We start from the raw sequence: 16,302 nt of genomic DNA, 5'->3' as shown, positions 1-16,302 counted from the left end.
TCATGACTTTTACCCCGCTTATCACGGGCGGCCTTGAAACCGCCCTCAATCGTGTTCTGTATCGTGATCGCAGCCTGAAAGCCGCGCGTCAGCGTCTGGTGGGTAAAGTGCTCATGCTGCGCCTGCAGGAACTGGATTTCCCACTGGTGCTGGTGTTTAGCGAATCCCAGTTGGATGTGTTGAGTGACTGGCAAGACAGCAGCGATTGCAGTGTCAGCTTACGCCTCAGCACCTTGCCAAAACTGCGCGATCGCCAGCAGCTGACCAGTTTGATCCGCAGCGGCGAGCTGGACGTGGAAGGCGATTTACAGGTCGTGCAGCAATTCTCCGCACTGATGGATCTCGCCGAACTCGATCCGGCCGAGTATTTGGCTCCATGGATCGGCGACATTGCCGCGCAGGGTGTCAGCCAGGCCGCTCAGCAGGCGCTGAAGTTTGTGCAGCAGCAGGTGACGCGTCGGCAGGATTATCTCGGTCAGGTGCTGACGGAAGAGTGGCGTGTCGCCCCCGGCGCACTGGAGCTGGCGTGGTTCTGTGAAGAGGTTGAAGCGATGGAACGTTCGCTTAATGCGTTTGAAGCGCGTTTAGCACAGCTGGAGGCGAAATGACGCTGGGAGAAATTCGGCGCTTATACTTCATCATCAAGATCTTTCTGACTTACGGGCTTGATGAACTGATCCCCCACATGCGCATCACACTGCCGCTCCGCATCTGGCGGCGCTGCATCTTCTGGATCCCTAACAAGCACAAAAATGAATCGACGGGCGTGCGTATTCGTCTGGCGATGGAGCAGCTTGGCCCGGTCTGGATTAAATTTGGCCAAATGCTGTCAACGCGCCGCGATCTCTTCCCACCGGCCATCGCCGATGAACTGGCAGTGTTGCAGGACCGCGTGGCGCCTTTTGATGGTCTGAAAGCCCAGCAGCAGATTGAACAATCCATTGGCGGCCCTGTCGACACCTGGTTTGACGACTTTGATATTAAGCCGCTGGCTTCTGCGTCTATCGCGCAGGTGCATACGGCCACGCTGAAGTCTAACGGCCGTGACGTGGTGATCAAAGTGATTCGCCCGGACATCCTGCCGGTGATCAAAGCGGATATGAAGCTGATTTACCGTATGGCGCATTGGGTTCCTCGTCTGTTGCCGGATGGTCGTCGTCTGCGCCCGGTTGAAGTGGTGCGCGATTACGAAAAGACCCTGATTGATGAACTCAATCTGCTGCGCGAGTCGGCGAACGCTATTCAGCTGCGTCGCAACTTCGAGCAGAGCCCGATGCTGTATGTGCCGGAAGTGTTTTCGGATTACTGCAGCGAATCGATGATGGTGATGGAGCGCATTTACGGCATTCCGATTTCCGATGTGGCGACGCTGGAGAAACATGGCGTCAACATGAAGCTGCTGGCAGAACGCGGCGTGCAGGTGTTCTTCACCCAGGTGTTCCGCGATAGCTTCTTCCATGCGGACATGCATCCCGGCAATATCTTCGTCAGCTACGACCATCCAGAAGATCCGCAGTACATCGCGATTGACTGCGGTATTGTCGGTTCGCTGAATAAAGAAGATAAGCGCTATCTGGCGGAAAACTTCATTGCCTTCTTTAACCGTGACTACCGCAAAGTGGCGGAACTGCACGTGGATTCAGGCTGGGTTCCCCCGGATACCAATGTAGAAGATTTTGAGTTCGCCATTCGTACCGTGTGTGAGCCAATTTTTGAGAAGCCGCTGGCTGAGATTTCATTTGGCCACGTGCTGCTGAACCTGTTCAACACGGCGCGTCGCTTCAATATGGAAGTGCAGCCGCAGCTGGTGCTGTTGCAGAAAACGCTGCTTTACATTGAAGGCATTGGCCGCCAGCTCTATCCACAGCTCGACCTGTGGAAAACCGCAAAGCCGTTCCTTGAAGATTGGATCAAAGATCAAATCGGCATTCCTGCGATTCTGCGTGCGGTGAAAGAGAAGGCGCCATTCTGGGCCGAAAAACTGCCGGAGCTACCTGAACTGTTCTACGACAGCATGCGTCAGCATAAATTATTGCAGCACAGCGTCGATAAACTGGTCAGCGATATGAATGCACAGCGCACGCGCCATCACAAGGCACGTTATCTGTTTGGCGTAGGGGCTACACTGTTATTAAGTGGCACCGCAGTGCTGTTAAGTCGACCCGACTGGGATTTCTTCCCAGCGCTATTAATGGCCGCTGGCATCGTCACCTGGCTGATAGGCTGGCGCAAGACAAACTGATTGTTTGCCTGGTGCAAATCGCGTAATGTCGCAGGCTAAAGCCCGAATTCATACGGGCTTTCTGTGCGTTTCAATTCAAAGTTTTTCACAGAATATTAGAGGCATATCTCATGGGCGGTATCAGTATTTGGCAATTGTTAATCATTGCCGTCATTGTTGTTCTTCTGTTCGGTACCAATAAACTTCGTAACCTGGGTTCGGATTTAGGTTCTTCCATTCGTGGTTTCAAAAAAGCCATGGGCGATGAAGACGATAAAAAGGATCAGCCGAAAGAGCAGGACGCTGACTTTAACGCCAAGACTCTGGCAGACAAACAGCAAACCTCGGCGAGCAAAGACGACGCCCGGGACAAGTAAGGGTTAACTGTGTTCGATATTGGTTTTAGTGAACTGGTATTGGTGTTCGTTATCGGGCTGATCGTTCTTGGCCCGCAACGATTACCGGTTGCGGTGAAAACCGTCGTGGGCTGGATTCGGGCGATTCGCTCCCTGGCTGCTAACGTGCAAAACGAACTGGCGCAGGAGCTGAAACTGCAGGAATTGCAGGACAGCCTGAAAAAGGTCGAAGAGGCGGGTCGTGGCTCGCTTTCGCCGGAACTGAAAGAGTCGATGGAAGAACTGCGTAAAACCGCCGACTCGATGAAGCGTTCTGTGCAGCAGAGCATCGATATCGAGAAAGCGGAAGATGAAGCGAATACCATTCATCAACCGTCTTCTGTATCCGCACAATCTGTCACGGCGAGCCAGCCGCCGGTTACCCCAGCGGCCGCAGAGCACCAGGCCAGCGCACCGGCTCAGGCACCTCAGACGGTAACGGCAGAGCACCCGGCCAGCGCACCGGCTCAGGCACCTCAGGCGGTAACGGCAGAGCACCCGGCCAGCGCACCGACTCAGGCACCTCAGGCGGTAACGGCAGAGCACCCGGCCAGCGCACCGGCTCAGAAACCTCAACCGGTAACAGCAGAGGCTGCGGCACCTGTTAATACCGCGCAGAATGCGACGCCCACTCCCACCGTAAAAGATGAAAGATAAACATGGCCGTTGAAGATACCCAACCGCTCATCAGCCACCTGATTGAGCTGCGTAAGCGTCTGCTGAACTGCATTATTGCGGTGTTTGCTATCTTTTTGTGCCTGGTTTATTTCGCCAACGACATCTATCACTTAGTGGCTTCGCCGCTGATTAGCCAGATGCCGGCCGGTGCCAGCATGATCGCCACCGACGTGGCTTCACCGTTCTTCACCCCCATTAAGCTCACCATCATTGTTTCGGTGTTCCTTGCGGTGCCGGTGATCTTGTATCAGGTGTGGGCTTTTGTGGCGCCTGCGCTGTATCGCCATGAGCGTAAGCTAGTGATGCCGCTGCTGTTCTCCAGTACGCTGCTGTTCTACGTTGGCGTGGCTTTCGCTTACTTCATCGTGTTCCCGCTGGCGTTTGGCTTCTTCGCTAAAACCGCGCCGCAGGGCGTCACCATCGCCACCGATATCACCAATTACCTCGACTTCGTGATGACTATCTTCATGGCGTTTGGCGTGGCCTTTGAAGTGCCGATTGCGATTGTCTTGCTGTGCTGGACGGGCATTACGTCGCCAGAGGATTTGAAAAAGAAACGTCCTTACATGCTGGTTGGCGCGTTCGTTGTTGGGATGTTGCTCACACCGCCGGATGTTTTCTCGCAAACTTTGCTCGCTATTCCGATGTACTGCCTGTTTGAAGTCGGCGTATTCTTCTCCCGTTACTATGTGGGTAAAGGGCGCAAGGCGTCAGATTCAGAGGATGAGGAACAGAATACCGAATCCTGACAAGGCATCCCCGCAAGCGAGCGGGATGAGCGTTAAGAATCTAAACCGCCCACACATTGGGCGGTTTTTATTTGGGAGAAGACATGTTTGATATCGGTGTAAACCTGACCAGCACGCAATTCGCAAAAGATCGCAATCAGGTGGTTAAACGCGCGCGCGAAGCAGGCGTCACCGGCCTGCTGATTACCGGCACCAATGCGCTGGAGAGCCAGCAGGCGCGTCAGCTCGCGGCACAGCACCCAGGCTATTGCTGGTCTACAGCCGGCGTGCATCCGCATCACGCCAGTGAATGGTCGGCAGAGACGGCGAACACGTTGCGCCGTCTGGCTGAGAGTGAGCAAGTGGTGGCGATCGGTGAATGCGGCCTCGATTTTAACCGCAATCTCTCGGCGCACGACCAGCAGGAGTACGCCTTTGATGCACAGCTGGCGCTGGCAGCGGAGTTACAACTGCCGGTGTTTCTCCACTGCCGCGAAGCGCACGATCGTTTTGTTGCGGTGCTGGAGCCGTGGCTGCCGAAATTGACGGGCGCGGTGGCACACTGTTTTACCGGCACGCGTGATGAACTGGAATCGTGTCTGGCCTTGGGTTTATCGGTGGGCATTACCGGCTGGGTGTGCGATGAGCGTCGTGGCCTGGAATTGCGTGAGATGCTGCCACTGATTCCAGCCGAGCGTCTGCTGCTGGAAACCGATGCGCCTTATCTGCTACCGCGTGATATGCATCCACGGCCGCCTTCGCGTCGAAACGAGCCATGTTTCCTGCCGCATATTGTGCAGCAGGTGGCGAACTGGCGTGGGGAAGAGGCTGAAACGCTGGGTGCGCAAGTCAATCACAACGCACGTCAGCTGTTTAAACTGGCTTAAAGCTTACGGAACTGTTTGTTGTCGACGCTGCGCATCACTTGTTTGTTGAGCAGGTTCAGCAGTAACACTGAGCGGGTTTCGCCATCAGGCTCGGCAAAAATAGCGCGCAGCCCCTCAAAAGTCCCTTCGGTGATGATCACTTCATCACCGCTTTGTGGCGTTTCTGGATCCAGCATAATTTGCGGAACATCGGTTTGCAGCGCTTCAATCACTTCGCTGGAGACCGTTGCCGGTTGCGCGCCAAAGCGCACAAAGTGGCTGACGCCGCGTGTGCTGCTGATGGTGGTGGTGTGAATCGCTTCCGGATCGAATTCGATAAACAGATAGTTGGGGAACAGCGGCTCACTCACCGTGGTGCGTTTACCGCGCACAATCTTTTCCAGAGCGATCATCGGGCTGAGGCAATTCACCTCCTGCCGCTCAAGATGCTCTTTCGCGCGCAACAGCTGTCCACGTTTGCAATAGAGTAAGTACCAGGATTCCATAACTGCTCCCAAATATTGGACGCTAAGAATAACAAACCTGTTGTCAGAGTTATAGCGCATCGGCCAGTGGAAACGCGGCTGTGAAATAAAAATCACTACGAATTTTCCGATTGGTGCGGCTTATTAACGCTTTCTTGCAAGAAAATTGACGGCTGATGACCATCTGTATCAGACTCCTTCCCCATCTTTCGCTCTCATTTGAAAAAGGACTGGCTGATGGAACTGTTCTTATTAAGTAATGGCAAAGTGGCCGATGACGCGCCACTGCTGAGCTACGCTCACCCACAACTGCATGCAATGATCGCCCAGCGCGGTATCACCTCGGCCGTACTGGTACCCTACGCCATCATTCGCGGTGACCATGCGCAGCGTGCGCAAGACCTGTCTGACTCATTGGGTATTCAGGTGCGCACCGTACACGAGTTTGACTCTCCGGTGGCCGCAATTGACCAGGCGGAGTTAATCCTGGTGAGCGGAGGCAACACCTGGTTCCTCAATCAGATGCTGCACGAGCACGGGCTGATCGTGGCGATTCAACGTGCCGTGCGTGAGCGAGATGTGCCTTACGTCGGCTGGAGCGCCGGTTGCAATGTGGCCACGCCATCGATTCGTACCACTAACGACATGCCGGTGCGCAGCAGCGTGGTTCTGCCTGCATTAGGCCTGTTCCCGGTGCAGATTAACCCACATTACCTGGATGCTCACGTCAGCGGGCATATGGGGGAAACCCGTGATGAGCGTCTGGCGGAGTTCTGCGCCGTCAATCCACATGAGTCGGTGATCGCTCTGCGAGAAGCCAGTTTCCTGCACGTCAGTGAAAACCGCCTGCGTTACTACAGCGCGCGCGGCGAAGACTTTAAAGTGTTCCGTCATGGTGAGCCAATCGCCGCACATCACGATGTGATGGCCATTCAATCGCTGGTGCCTTTCTCCTGTCAACCAGCTTGAACCACAAACCACAACACGCCAGCGTGAATCAGACCTATAATGGCCAATTCACTCTGGCTGGAAGCTAACGCCGCATGAAATATCAGGATTTACGAGACTTCCTCGCGTTGCTGGAGCAGCGCGGCGAGTTAAAGCGCATCACTCAGGAGATCGATCCTGAGTTAGAGATGACTGAAATTGCCGATCGCACCTTGCGTGCTGGCGGTCCGGCGCTGCTGTTTGAGAACCCGAAAGGGTACGACATGCCCGTATTGTGTAACCTGTTTGGCACACCTAAGCGTGTGGCGATGGGCATGGGGCAGGAAGAGGTCAGCGCGCTGCGTGAAGTGGGCAAGCTTCTGGCGTTTCTGAAAGAACCCGAGCCGCCAAAAGGTTTCCGCGATCTGTTCGATAAAATGCCGCAGTTCAAACAAGTGCTGAACATGCCGACCAAGCGCCTGCGCAATGCACCGTGCCAGGAAGAGGTTTTCAGTGGTGATGATGTCGATCTGTCGCGCATTCCGGTGATGAAGTGCTGGCCGGGCGACGCCGCGCCGTTGATTACCTGGGGCTTAACCGTCACGCGTGGTCCGCATAAGGAACGTCAGAATCTGGGTATTTATCGCCAGCAGGTGATCGGCAAAAACCGCGTGATCATGCGCTGGCTGTCGCATCGCGGAGGCGCGCTGGATTTCCAGGAGTGGTGCAAAGCCCATCCGGGCGAACGCTTCCCGGTGTCCGTGGCGCTGGGCGCCGATCCCGCCACGATTCTGGGCGCAGTGACGCCGGTGCCCGATACGTTGTCAGAATATGCCTTTGCCGGTTTGTTGCGCGGTAATAAAACCGAGGTGGTGAAGTGCCTGTCTAACGATCTTGAAGTGCCAGCCAGCGCAGAGATCGTTTTAGAAGGTTACATCGAACCGGGTGACATGGCGCCAGAAGGCCCTTACGGCGACCACACAGGCTACTACAATGAAGTAGACAGCTTCCCGGTATTTACCGTGACGCACGTAACGCAACGTCGCAACCCGATTTATCATTCAACGTATACCGGTCGTCCGCCGGATGAACCTGCGGTATTGGGTGTGGCGCTGAATGAAGTGCTGGTGCCGATTCTGATCAAGCAGTTCCCGGAAATTGTCGATTTCTACTTGCCGCCGGAAGGCTGTTCTTATCGCCTCGCGGTGGTGACGATCAAAAAGCAATATGCCGGGCATGCCAAGCGCGTAATGTTTGGCGTCTGGTCTTTCCTGCGCCAGTTTATGTATACCAAGTTTGTGATCGTATGCGATGACGACGTCAACGCACGTGACTGGAACGATGTGATTTGGGCGATCACTACGCGTATGGATCCGGCGCGCGATACCGTGATGGTGGAGAATACGCCAATTGACTATCTCGACTTCGCCTCTCCGGTTTCCGGCCTGGGCTCGAAGATGGGACTTGATGCCACCAATAAGTGGCCGGGCGAAACCACTCGCGAATGGGGTACACCGATTGTAAAAGATCCGGCGGTGACCGCGCGTATTGACGCAATTTGGGATGAGTTAGCTATCTTTGCCGAGCCGCCGCAGCGCTAAAGGCGGCAGAAAACCATAAAAAAGGGCACGTATGACGACGTTAAACTGCAAGGTGACTTCGGTCGAAGCGATTACGGATACCGTTTACCGCGTCCGTTTAATTCCTGCGGCGGATTTTACTTTCCGTGCGGGGCAATACCTGATGGTAGTGATGGATGAGCGTGATAAGCGCCCCTTCTCACTGGCTTCAACCCCGATGGAAAAAGACATCATTGAGCTGCACATTGGCGCATCTGACCTCAATCTCTACGCGATGGCGGTGATGGATCGCATCAAAAACGATCGTCAAATCACGGTGGATATGCCGCATGGCGATGCCTGGCTGCGTGAAGATAGCGATCGCCCCATTATTCTGATCGCGGGCGGCACCGGTTTCTCCTATGCACGTTCGATTCTGCTGACGGCACTGGCGCAGCAGCCAGACCGCGATATCGCCATCTACTGGGGCGGCCGGGAATTGATGCATTTGTACGATCTGGATGAGTTGAACGCGTTGGCGGTCAAGCATCCTCATCTCAAGGTGATTCCGGTGGTGGAGCAGCCAGCAGAGGGTTGGGAAGGGCGCAGTGGTACCGTACTCACAGCGGTGATGCAGGATTACGCGACGCTCAGCGAGCACGATATCTATATTGCGGGTCGTTTCGAGATGGCGAAGATAGCGCGCGAGCGTTTCTGCGCGGAACGTGGTGCGGTTGAAGCGCAGATGTTTGGCGATGCGTTTGCCTTTATCTGAGTAAAAAAGCCCGCCCGAAAGGGCGGGAACACGTGCATCAACGTATTAAACGCGTTCGAATACCGTCGCGATGCCCTGGCCTAAGCCAATACACATGGTCGCCAGACCAAATTGCGCATCACGACGTTCCATCAGATTGAGCAGCGTCGTGCTGATACGCGCCCCCGAGCATCCGAGTGGGTGCCCCAGCGCAATCGCGCCGCCATTCAAATTCACTTTCTCATTGAGCTGATCCAGCAATCCTAAATCCTTAATGCACGGCAGTGTCTGTGCAGCAAAGGCTTCGTTAAGCTCGAACAAATCGATATCCTGCACGCTCAATCCGGCGCGTTTCAGTGCCAGTTTGCTGGCCGGCACCGGACCGTAACCCATGATGGAGGGATCACAGCCAACAACCGCCATGCTGCGAATACGTGCACGCGGGGTCAGGCCGAGTTCGCGTGCGCGGCTTTCACTCATAATTAACATGGCGGCGGCACCATCCGAGAGTGCTGAAGAGGTGCCTGCGGTGACGGTGCCGTTAACCGGGTCAAACGCGGGACGCAGCGTAGCCAATCCTTCCAGCGTGGTATCCTCACGGATGACTTCATCCGTTTCATAGCGTTTCAATACACCGTCGGCATCGTGGCCATAGGTCGGCACGATCTCACGTTTGAAATCGCCTCGCTGGGTCGCAGCCCAGGCGCGTTGATGTGAACGCAGCGCAAAGGCATCCTGTTGCTCGCGGGTGATGTGATGCATGCGCGCCAGCATTTCTGCGGTCAACCCCATCATGCCAGCGGCTTTCGCTACTGTTCGCCCCAAGCCCGGATGGAAATCAACGCCGTGGCTCATTGGCACATGCCCCATATGTTCAACGCCGCCAATCAAACAGCTGTGCGCATCGCCCACCATTATCGCGCGCGCCGCATCGTGCAGCGCCTGCATTGACGAACCGCACAAGCGATTCACCGTGCTGGCAGGCACGCGATGCGGAATTTCTGCCAGCAGTGCCGCGTTACGCGCAATGTTGAAGCCCTGTTCCAGCGTCTGCTGCACGCATCCCCAGATGATGTCATCCAGAGAGGCCGGATCAACGCCGGGATTGCGGCTCAGCAGCTCGCGCATCAGATGCGCCGAGAGATCTTCCGCGCGTACCTGACGAAACGCGCCGCCTTTTGAACGGCCCATCGGTGTACGTACCGCATCAACTATGACTACCTTTTCCATATTCTTTACCTCAGGCACTTTGCAGTGTTGCTTCGTCAATCGGTTGGGCTGCGGGATACCAGCTTTGGTGCTGATGCGCTTTGTGCACTAACAGTTCAGGTACCGCATACAGCGGGCCGAGTGGGGTGTAGCGTTTGGCTTGATCAACCAGATTGCTAAGGCCGAGCGTATCCATATAGCGGAAGGCGCCCCCTCGGAATGGAGGGAAACCCAATCCGTACACCAGCGCCATATCGGCTTCAGCCGGAGAAGCGATAATGTTCTCTTCCAGGCAACGCACCACTTCGTTGAGCATTGGCAACATCATGCGGTTGGCAATGTCTTCATCGCTGAACACGCGTTTCGGCTCGCAAATCGGTTCCAGCAGTGCATCAACAGCCGGATCGGCTCTCTTCTGTGCTTTGCCTTTTTTATCTTGCTCCCACTGATAAAAGCCCAGGCCGTTTTTCTGACCGTAACGTTTGGCTTCAAACAGGACATCAATCGCGTCGCGGTAATCTTTTTGCATGCGGGAAGGAAAGCCTTGTGCCATCACCTGTTGCGCGTGATGAGCGGTATCAATGCCGACCACATCCAGCAACCAGGCCGGGCCCATTGGCCAGCCGAACTGTTTTTCCATCACCTTATCAATCTGACGGAAGTCTGCGCCATCACGCAGCAGCAAACTGAAAGCAGCGAAATAGGGGAACAGCACGCGGTTTACAAAGAAGCCGGGGCAGTCATTCACTACGATCGGTGTTTTGCCCATCTTGCTGGCCCAGGCCACCACTTTACTGATGGTGGCTTCTGAGGTCTGCTCGCCACGAATCACCTCAACCAGCGGCATGCGCGGCACGGGATTAAAGAAGTGCATGCCGCAGAAGTTTTCTGGACGCTGCAGCGATTGCGCTAGCAGGCTAATCGGAATGGTCGACGTGTTGGAGGCGAGTACGGCATCCTCGCGCAGGTGTTGCTCGGTTTCTGCCAACACTTTGGCCTTGATTTGCGGATTCTCGACCACGGCCTCGACCACCGCATCGGCACGTTCGAAACCGGCGTAATCCAGCGTGGGCTGAATCGTCGTGAGGACGCTCGCCAGTTTGGCGCCGTTGATCTTGCCGCGTTCCAGTTGCTTGTTAAGAAGGTTACTGGCTTCCGTCATCCCCAGCGTCAGCGCCTGCGGATTAATATCTTTCATTTTCACCGGCACGCCTTTCCATGCCGACTGATAAGCAATCCCCCCTCCCATAATGCCTGCGCCCAACACGGCGGCCTGCTGCGGTGCACCGGCTGCGTTGCTGTGCTTTTTCGCCAGGCCTTTGACATATTGATCGTTCAGGAAGATACCGACCAGCGCGCGCGCCACATCGCTTTGTGCCAGCGGCACGAATGCAGCGGTTTCCAGTTTTAATGCATCGTCACGACTTAAACCGGCTGCCGCTTCAATGGTTTTCACCGCGGTAATAGGCGCGGGATAATGCTTGCCTGCTGTTTGCATCACCATGCTTTTGGCAATGGTGAAGCTCATCGCCGCTTCAATCGGGCTTAATTTCAGTGGGGCCAGCTTAGGTGCCCGACGCGCCTGCCAGCTGCCTTGCGCAACCGCATCCTGCAACATAGTGAGTGCCGCAGCGCGTAGTTTTTCGCTGTTCACTACCGCATCGACCAGGCCGAGTTGCAGGGCGCTGGTGCCATCAATGTCTTTTCCTGCGGCAATGATTTCCAGTGCGCTATCAGCGCCGAGCAAACGTGGCAAGCGCACGCTGCCGCCAAAGCCTGGCATGATGCCGAGTTTGGTTTCCGGCAAGCCGATGCGGGCGCTGGGCGTCGCGACGCGGAAGTCGGTCGCCAGCACGCATTCGCAGCCGCCACCCAGCGCGTAGCCGTCAATAGCTGCAACGGTCGGCACCGGCAAATCTTCCAGACGGTTAAAGATGCTGTTCGCAAATGCCAGCCATTGGCTCAGCTTCTCTTCAGGCGCATCAAACAGCGACAGGAATTCGGTGATATCGGCACCGACAATGAATGCTGGTTTGGCCGATGTGAGCAGCAGGCCACGTAGATCGGGCTGCTGTTCCAGCACGCTGAGTGCATCGCCCAATGAAGCGACGGTTTTAGTGTCGAGTTTGTTCACTGAACCGGGGGCATCAAAAACCAGTTCTGCAATGCCATCATCAAGCCAGTGAACTGAAAGGGTATCGCCTTGGTAGAGCATGTCCGTCTCCTGAAACCGCGAAAGGTGATCTGGTCATACCAGATGAATGGGAGTGTGGGCGGCATGTTAATTTTTTGCAAACGAGTCTTTGATTATTTGGTACGCCGATCACAGCGTGTGCAGCACGGCAACGCTGTCGTGGCTGTGCTACACTGCGGCCAATTTCGCGATATTGGAGACAAGTCCATGGATTCACTTAAAACCCTGTATCACGCGCATATCAATACGCTGCAACAGCGCGCGCAACAGGTGCTAGCACGCTTTAAGCTTGATGCGATGTTGATTCACTCTGGCGAGCTGTTAACCGTTTTCCTCGACGATCACGACTATCCGTTTAAGGTGAATCCGCAATTTAAAGCCTGGGTGCCGGTGACGCAGGTGCCCAACTGCTGGTTATGGATCGTTGGTGTTAACAAGCCAAAACTGTGGTTCTACTCGCCGGTGGATTACTGGCATAACGTCGAGCCATTGCCCAACAGCTTCTGGACTCAGGATGTTGAGGTGGTGGGCCTGAAAGATGCCGATGAGATTGGGCAACTGCTGCCGGCTCAGCGCGACAATGTGGCTTATATCGGACCTGTGCCATCTCGAGCCACGCAACTCGGCATTCAGAGCGATCGCGTGAATCCAAAAGGCGTTATCGACTTCCTTCATTATCATCGCAGCATTAAAACTGACTACGAACTGGCCTGTATGCGTGAGGCGCAGAAGCTTGCCGTGGCGGGGCATCGTGCGGCGAAAGAAGCCTTCTTCTCGGGGATGAGCGAGTTCGACATAAACCAGGCATATCTGACTGCGACCGGCCATCGTGATACCGACGTGCCATACGGCAATATTATCGCGCTCAACGAACATGCTGCGGTGCTGCACTACACCAAACTCGACCATCAGCCACCGGTGAAACGTCATAGCTTCCTGATTGATGCCGGTGCCGAATATCTTGGTTATGCCGCCGACCTGACGCGCAGCTATGCAGCACAAAGCAAATCGCGCTATGCCGAAATGGTGGAGGCGATGAATAAAGAAGAGCTGGCGCTGATTGCGACGTTGAAAGCGGGCGTGCGATACACCGATTATCATCTGCAAATGCATCAGCGTATCGCCCGTCTATTGCTGAAGTTCGACCTGGTGAAAGGTTTAACCGAAGAGGTGCTGGTGGCGGAAGACCTGACCGGTCCGTTTATGCCACACGGTTTGGGGCATCCGCTGGGCTTGCAGGTGCACGACGTTGCCGGCTTTATGCAAGATGACAACGGCACGCATATGGCTGCACCGTCGCAATATCCTTATCTGCGCTGTACCCGTGTGCTGGAACCGGGCATGGTGCTGACCATCGAGCCCGGTTTCTACATTATCGATTCACTGCTGGCGAAACTCCGTGGTGGTAAGTACAGCCAGTACTTTGACTGGCATGCGATCGACGCATTGAAACCGTACGGTGGTATTCGTATCGAAGATAATGTGGTGATCCACGCTAATCGCGTTGAAAACATGACGCGCGATCTGCATCTGGCCTGATGGAGGCGTACGATATTCCCGCTGAGGCTGTGAGTCTCAGTGAGGAAACCATTAAGAAAAGCCGTTTTATCACCTATCTGGCACATACCGATGGCGTTGAGGCGGCACGCGGTCTCGTTCAGCAGGTAAAGCAAGAACATCCTGCGGCACGTCATCACTGCTGGGCGTGGGTTGCGGGTGCGCCGGATGATTCGCAGCAGTTGGGGTTCTCCGATGACGGTGAGCCTTCCGGCACCGCAGGCAAGCCTATGCTGGCACAGTTAATGGGGAGCGGCGTGGGCGAGATTACGGCAGTGGTCGTGCGCTATTATGGCGGCATTATGTTGGGAACGGGTGGATTAGTTAAAGCGTATGGCGGTGGCGTGCAGCAGGGGCTGAAGCACCTGGCGCGTGCGCGTAAAGTGCCGATGCAATCTTTTACCCTGCAATGTGACTATGCCCAGTTAAGTGATATTGAGCGTCTGTTGCAACGTTTTGACGGCATCATCGAAGAGAGCCATTATCAGGATCGTATTGCGCTACGTTTGGCGTTGCCGCATCCGCAGATCGATGGCTTTCGGCAAAACCTTTCTGATTACAGCCGGGGCGCGCTGACGCTCATCCCGCTGGACAACTAAAAGCATCTGTTTAAAGGAACGGCTGAATGCATTTTCGCGCCATTACCCGCATCGTGGGCCTGTTGGTGATTTTATTCTCGGTAACTATGATCTTGCCGGGGCTGGTGGCCTTGATTTATCGCGATGGCGCCGGACGTGCGTTTAGCCAGACATTTATGATGGCGATTGTGATTGGCTCGCTGCTGTGGTGGCCGAATCGCAAAAAGAAAACTGAGCTTAAACCGCGCGAAGGGTTTCTGATTGTCGTGCTTTTTTGGACCGTGTTGGGCAGTGTCGGTGCGATGCCCTTCATTTTTGCCGAACAGCCGCACCTTTCGGTCACTGATGCTTTCTTTGAATCCTTCTCCGGGCTGACCACTACCGGCGCGACCACGTTAGTCGGCCTCGATACCTTACCTAAAGCGATTCTGTTTTATCGTCAAATGCTGCAGTGGCTGGGCGGTATGGGGATCATCGTACTGGCCGTAGCCATCTTGCCGATTCTGGGCGTTGGCGGTATGCAGCTGTATCGCGCTGAAATGCCGGGGCCGCTGAAAGATAACAAAATGCGCCCGCGTATTGCCGAAACGGCTAAAACGTTGTGGCTCATCTATGTATTGCTTACCGTAGCGTGTGCGGTGGCGTTGTGGCTGGCAGGCATGCCAATGTTTGATGCGATAGGCCACAGCTTCTCCACCATCGCGATTGGTGGTTTCTCTACGCATGATGCGAGTATCGGCTACTTCAACAGTCCTACTATCAATACCATTGTGGCGGTGTTCCTGCTGATCTCCGGCTGTAATTATGGTCTGCACTTCTCTTTATTGAGCGGCCGTAGCCTCAAAGTTTACTGGCGCGATCCCGAATTCCGCATGTTTATTGGCGTACAGCTGACGTTAGTGCTGATCTGTACGGTAGTGCTGTGGTTCCACAACGTCTATGCCAGCGGTTGGCAAACACTGAACCAGGCCTTTTTCCAGGTGGTATCGATGGCGACAACGGCAGGATTTACCACCGATAGCATTGCGCGCTGGCCATTGTTCCTACCGGTGCTGTTGCTCTGCTCTGCTTTTATCGGCGGTATGGCGGGATCGACGGGTGGTGGATTAAAGGTCATTCGTATTTTGCTGCTGTTCAAGCAGGGCTCGCGTGAGTTGAAGCGGTTGGTGCATCCGAACGCGGTCTATACCATTAAGTTGGGTAATCGCGCGCTGCCGGAACGCATCCTTGAAGCCGTGTGGGGATTTTTCTCCGCTTATGCACTGGTGTTCTTACTCAGCATGCTGGCCATCATCGCCACGGGCGTCGATGACTTCTCCGCTTTTGCTGCTGTGGCCGCCACGCTGAACAACCTTGGGCCAGGCCTGGGCGTTGTGGCAGACAACTTCACTTCTATGAATGATGTGGCTAAGTGGATTTTGATTTTGACCATGTTGTTTGGGCGTCTTGAGGTGTTCACACTGCTGGTCCTGTTCACCCCGACTTTCTGGCGTGAATAAGAGAAACAGGATTATCTAATGAAAGCTTTAATTCTATATTCCAGCCGCGATGGGCAAACCCGCGAGATCGCGGCGCGTATTGCGCAGACATTAGCGCCGCAACAGCTGTGCGATGTGATTGATTTGCTGGAAGCGCAAAAAGTTGAGTGGGCGCAGTATGATCGCGTGCTGATTGGTGCATCGATCCGTTACGGGCATTTCCATCCGGCATTGATGAAGTTTGTCACTCAGCACAAGGCTGAGCTGTACCAGCGCGTCAGTGGCTTTTTCAGCGTCAACCTTACCGCGCGAAAAGCGGATAAATGCACGCCAGCGACTAATGCGTATACGCACAAGTTTCTCGAGCAATGCCCCTGGCAGCCAGATTGCTGTGCAGTATTTGCCGGCGCGCTGCGCTACCCTCGTTATCGCTGGTTTGATCGTGTCATGATTCAACTGATTATGCGTATGACGGGCGGTGAGACGGATACCTCTAAAGAAGTGGAATACACCGATTGGAATAAAGTGGCGGTTTTTGCCCAGGATTTTGTGCAGTTACCAGGCAAATCGTTGTGAAATAGAGCGTTGTGGCTAAATTTAGGTCGAACGATCATTTTTTTGCAATAAACCCTTGTCAGCTCCGAATAACTCCCTATAATGCGCCACCACTGAG

General features: G+C 54.9%; 16 protein-coding genes. 13 read left to right on the top strand and 3 right to left on the bottom strand.

From position 1 onward, the window contains the following. The first annotated feature begins 2 nt into the window (after nucleotides 1-2). The 6 genes from IAE30_RS24275 (at nucleotide 3) to tatD (ending at nucleotide 4,909) form a co-directional block, all read left to right on the top strand. Complete coding sequence (locus IAE30_RS24275; RefSeq protein ID WP_038643777.1) at nucleotides 3-608, top strand: SCP2 domain-containing protein; 606 nt, start codon at nucleotides 3-5, stop codon at nucleotides 606-608. Further along, nucleotides 605-2,242 (top strand): ubiquinone biosynthesis regulatory protein kinase UbiB, encoded by a 1,638-nt coding sequence (ubiB, locus tag IAE30_RS24270; protein WP_038643776.1) that lies wholly within the window; start codon nucleotides 605-607, stop codon nucleotides 2,240-2,242. Before IAE30_RS24275 ends, ubiB begins: the two co-directional genes overlap by 4 nt. A 110-nt stretch (nucleotides 2,243-2,352) precedes the next feature. Continuing rightward, on the top strand, nucleotides 2,353-2,598 hold the full coding sequence (tatA, locus tag IAE30_RS24265; protein ID WP_038643775.1) for a Sec-independent protein translocase subunit TatA: 246 nt from the start codon (nucleotides 2,353-2,355) through the stop codon (nucleotides 2,596-2,598). A gap of 9 nt (nucleotides 2,599-2,607) precedes the next feature. Next, entirely contained in the window at nucleotides 2,608-3,273 is a 666-nt protein-coding gene (tatB, locus tag IAE30_RS24260) for a Sec-independent protein translocase protein TatB (RefSeq protein WP_200681135.1), read from the top strand. A gap of 2 nt (nucleotides 3,274-3,275) precedes the next feature. Further along, a complete protein-coding gene (gene tatC, locus IAE30_RS24255; RefSeq protein ID WP_038643773.1) occupies nucleotides 3,276-4,043 on the top strand; it encodes a Sec-independent protein translocase subunit TatC in 768 nt (255 codons plus the stop codon). Nucleotides 4,044-4,126: 83 nt separating this feature from the next. Then, entirely contained in the window at nucleotides 4,127-4,909 is a 783-nt protein-coding gene (tatD, locus tag IAE30_RS24250) for a 3'-5' ssDNA/RNA exonuclease TatD (RefSeq protein WP_038643772.1), read from the top strand. Here tatD and rfaH read toward each other — a convergent pair. After that, nucleotides 4,906-5,394: a transcription/translation regulatory transformer protein RfaH gene (gene rfaH / locus IAE30_RS24245; RefSeq protein WP_038643771.1), complete on the bottom strand. Its 489-nt coding sequence runs from the start codon at nucleotides 5,392-5,394 to the stop codon at nucleotides 4,906-4,908. The two genes, tatD and rfaH, sit on opposite strands and share 4 nt — an antisense overlap. Before the next feature lie 216 nt (nucleotides 5,395-5,610). Between rfaH and pepE the strand changes: the two genes are divergently transcribed. The 3 genes from pepE (at nucleotide 5,611) to fre (ending at nucleotide 8,634) form a co-directional block, all read left to right on the top strand. Continuing rightward, nucleotides 5,611-6,342, top strand: a complete 732-nt coding sequence (gene pepE / locus IAE30_RS24240) for a dipeptidase PepE (protein WP_200681134.1) — start codon at nucleotides 5,611-5,613, stop codon at nucleotides 6,340-6,342. 74 nt (nucleotides 6,343-6,416) lie between these two features. Further along, on the top strand, nucleotides 6,417-7,901 hold the full coding sequence (gene ubiD, locus IAE30_RS24235; protein ID WP_039329276.1) for a 4-hydroxy-3-polyprenylbenzoate decarboxylase: 1,485 nt from the start codon (nucleotides 6,417-6,419) through the stop codon (nucleotides 7,899-7,901). A 31-nt stretch (nucleotides 7,902-7,932) separates the two neighbouring features. Continuing rightward, entirely contained in the window at nucleotides 7,933-8,634 is a 702-nt protein-coding gene (gene fre, locus IAE30_RS24230; RefSeq protein ID WP_038643768.1) for an NAD(P)H-flavin reductase, read from the top strand. A gap of 45 nt (nucleotides 8,635-8,679) precedes the next feature. Here the strand turns inward: fre and fadA are convergent, their stop codons facing one another. Further along, nucleotides 8,680-9,843 (bottom strand): acetyl-CoA C-acyltransferase FadA, encoded by a 1,164-nt coding sequence (fadA, locus tag IAE30_RS24225; protein WP_200681133.1) that lies wholly within the window; start codon nucleotides 9,841-9,843, stop codon nucleotides 8,680-8,682. A gap of 10 nt (nucleotides 9,844-9,853) precedes the next feature. Then, complete coding sequence (gene fadB / locus IAE30_RS24220) at nucleotides 9,854-12,037, bottom strand: fatty acid oxidation complex subunit alpha FadB (RefSeq protein WP_200681132.1); 2,184 nt, start codon at nucleotides 12,035-12,037, stop codon at nucleotides 9,854-9,856. Between the two features lie 186 nt (nucleotides 12,038-12,223). Here fadB and pepQ point away from each other — a divergent pair, with 186 nt between their 5' ends. The 4 genes from pepQ to hemG are packed head-to-tail and all read left to right on the top strand — an operon-like array spanning nucleotide 12,224 to nucleotide 16,205. After that, the gene (pepQ, locus tag IAE30_RS24215) at nucleotides 12,224-13,555 is read left to right on the top strand and encodes a Xaa-Pro dipeptidase (protein WP_200681131.1); all 1,332 of its coding nucleotides are present in this window, start codon (nucleotides 12,224-12,226) and stop codon (nucleotides 13,553-13,555) included. Further along, entirely contained in the window at nucleotides 13,555-14,172 is a 618-nt protein-coding gene (locus IAE30_RS24210) for an IMPACT family protein (protein WP_038643765.1), read from the top strand. The genes pepQ and IAE30_RS24210 overlap by 1 nt, the downstream gene beginning before the upstream one ends. A gap of 26 nt (nucleotides 14,173-14,198) precedes the next feature. Then, nucleotides 14,199-15,650 carry a Trk system potassium transporter TrkH gene (trkH, locus tag IAE30_RS24205; RefSeq protein ID WP_038643764.1) on the top strand — a complete coding sequence of 484 codons (1,452 nt, stop codon included), beginning with the start codon at nucleotides 14,199-14,201 and terminating at the stop codon, nucleotides 15,648-15,650. 18 nt (nucleotides 15,651-15,668) lie between these two features. Continuing rightward, on the top strand, nucleotides 15,669-16,205 hold the full coding sequence (gene hemG / locus IAE30_RS24200) for a menaquinone-dependent protoporphyrinogen IX dehydrogenase (RefSeq protein WP_200681130.1): 537 nt from the start codon (nucleotides 15,669-15,671) through the stop codon (nucleotides 16,203-16,205). Nucleotides 16,206-16,302: the final 97 nt, after the last annotated feature.

This window comes from Pantoea sp. S61 (assembly GCF_016625145.1).
GTDB classification, from domain to species: domain Bacteria; phylum Pseudomonadota; class Gammaproteobacteria; order Enterobacterales; family Enterobacteriaceae; genus Pantoea; species Pantoea rwandensis_B.
This window is presented reverse-complemented; position numbering and strand designations above follow the sequence as displayed.

Excerpts from the sequence above, each read along its gene's own strand:
- pepQ (WP_200681131.1), top strand. The coding sequence starts at position 12,224 with ATGGATTCACTTAAAACCCTGTATCACGCGCATATCAATACGCTGCAA.
- pepE (WP_200681134.1), top strand. The coding sequence starts at position 5,611 with ATGGAACTGTTCTTATTAAGTAATGGCAAAGTGGCCGATGACGCGCCA.
- trkH (WP_038643764.1), top strand. The coding sequence starts at position 14,199 with ATGCATTTTCGCGCCATTACCCGCATCGTGGGCCTGTTGGTGATTTTA.
- ubiD (WP_039329276.1), top strand. The coding sequence starts at position 6,417 with ATGAAATATCAGGATTTACGAGACTTCCTCGCGTTGCTGGAGCAGCGC.
- fre (WP_038643768.1), top strand. The coding sequence starts at position 7,933 with ATGACGACGTTAAACTGCAAGGTGACTTCGGTCGAAGCGATTACGGAT.
- rfaH (WP_038643771.1), bottom strand. The coding sequence starts at position 5,394 with ATGGAATCCTGGTACTTACTCTATTGCAAACGTGGACAGCTGTTGCGC.
- hemG (WP_200681130.1), top strand. The coding sequence starts at position 15,669 with ATGAAAGCTTTAATTCTATATTCCAGCCGCGATGGGCAAACCCGCGAG.
- tatC (WP_038643773.1), top strand. The coding sequence starts at position 3,276 with ATGGCCGTTGAAGATACCCAACCGCTCATCAGCCACCTGATTGAGCTG.
- IAE30_RS24275 (WP_038643777.1), top strand. The coding sequence starts at position 3 with ATGACTTTTACCCCGCTTATCACGGGCGGCCTTGAAACCGCCCTCAAT.
- IAE30_RS24210 (WP_038643765.1), top strand. The coding sequence starts at position 13,555 with ATGGAGGCGTACGATATTCCCGCTGAGGCTGTGAGTCTCAGTGAGGAA.
- tatD (WP_038643772.1), top strand. The coding sequence starts at position 4,127 with ATGTTTGATATCGGTGTAAACCTGACCAGCACGCAATTCGCAAAAGAT.
- tatA (WP_038643775.1), top strand. The coding sequence starts at position 2,353 with ATGGGCGGTATCAGTATTTGGCAATTGTTAATCATTGCCGTCATTGTT.
- ubiB (WP_038643776.1), top strand. The coding sequence starts at position 605 with ATGACGCTGGGAGAAATTCGGCGCTTATACTTCATCATCAAGATCTTT.
- fadB (WP_200681132.1), bottom strand. The coding sequence starts at position 12,037 with ATGCTCTACCAAGGCGATACCCTTTCAGTTCACTGGCTTGATGATGGC.
- fadA (WP_200681133.1), bottom strand. The coding sequence starts at position 9,843 with ATGGAAAAGGTAGTCATAGTTGATGCGGTACGTACACCGATGGGCCGT.